This is a genomic window from Streptomyces zinciresistens K42 (assembly GCF_000225525.1).
Taxonomy (GTDB): domain Bacteria; phylum Actinomycetota; class Actinomycetes; order Streptomycetales; family Streptomycetaceae; genus Streptomyces; species Streptomyces zinciresistens.
Window position 1 is genome coordinate 1 of record NZ_AGBF01000452.1, and the last position, 1,123, is coordinate 1,123.

At 78.1% G+C, this 1,123-nt stretch carries 1 protein-coding gene; it reads left to right on the forward strand.

All coding sequences use genetic code 11. The features are described 5' to 3' along the window. A partial coding sequence (locus SZN_RS37155; protein WP_007506542.1) for a DNA-3-methyladenine glycosylase family protein occupies positions 1-839 on the forward strand: 839 nt, incomplete at its 5' end. Between the last annotated feature and the right edge of the window lie 284 nt (positions 840-1,123).

The following is a 1,123-nucleotide window of genomic DNA, read 5'->3' on the forward strand; positions in this document are numbered from 1 at the left end:
GCGGGCCGGGGGACCCGACGTTCCGGGCGGTGCCCGACGGTTCGGTGTGGCGGACGGCCCTGACCCCGGCCGGACCCGGGACACTGCGGGTCCTCGCGCGCGGCGCCGAGGTGCGGGGCGAGGCGTGGGGGCCGGGGGCGGAGTGGCTGCTGGAGCGGTTGCCGCAGCTGCTCGGGGCCGACGACGACCCGTCCGTGTTCGTCCCCCGGCACCGGGTGGTGGCGATGGCACGGCACCGCCGGCCGGGGCTCAGGCTGACCCGGACCGGTCTGGTGCTGGAGTCGCTGATCCCGTCGGTCCTGGAGCAGAAGGTCACGACGGACGAGGCGTACCGGGCGTGGCGGTCGCTGGTGCGCGCGTACGGCGAACCGGCGCCGGGGCCCGCGCCGGAGCGGATGCACGTGATGCCGGACCCGCGCACCTGGGCGCTGATCCCGTCGTGGGAGTGGCACCGGGCGGGGGTCGACGACAAGCGGGCGTCGACGATCCTGCGGGCCGTACGGGTCGCCGCGCGGATGGAGGAGGCGGTACGGATGCCGCCGGCCGAGGCGCGGGCCCGGCTGGAGCTGGTGCCGGGGATCGGGCCGTGGACGTCGGCGGAGGTCGTGCAGCGCAGTCACGGGGCGGCGGACGCGGTGACCGTGGGAGATCTGCATCTGCCGGGCATCGTGGGCTGGGCCCTGGCGGGCGACCGGGACGCGGACGACGCGGCGATGCTGGAACTGCTGGAGCCCTACGCCGGGCAGCGCCACCGTGCGGCCCGGCTGATCCTGCTGAGCGGCCACACCCCGAAACGCAGGGTGCCGAAGATGCCACGGGTGGACATCGCGCGGTGGTGAGCGCGGGACGCGTCCTGCGGCGATGAGCCTGGATCGCGGGGCGGGGCGGGGCGGGACCGCACGATCCCGGTGCCGTTGCGCGGCGGTGAGCCTCGGTCGCGGGGCGGTGAGCCTCGGTCGCGGGGCGGGGGACTCGGCCGCAGGGCGGGGGGGGGCGTGCGTCTGCGGGCGTGCGCGGCCACTGGTGGCGCGCGACCGGCCGCACGGCGGGCCCACCGGTGGCCGGCTCCTGCCTGCCGTGCGCGTCCGCCGATGGCCGGCTCCCGGCGCCCGTGCGCGCCCTC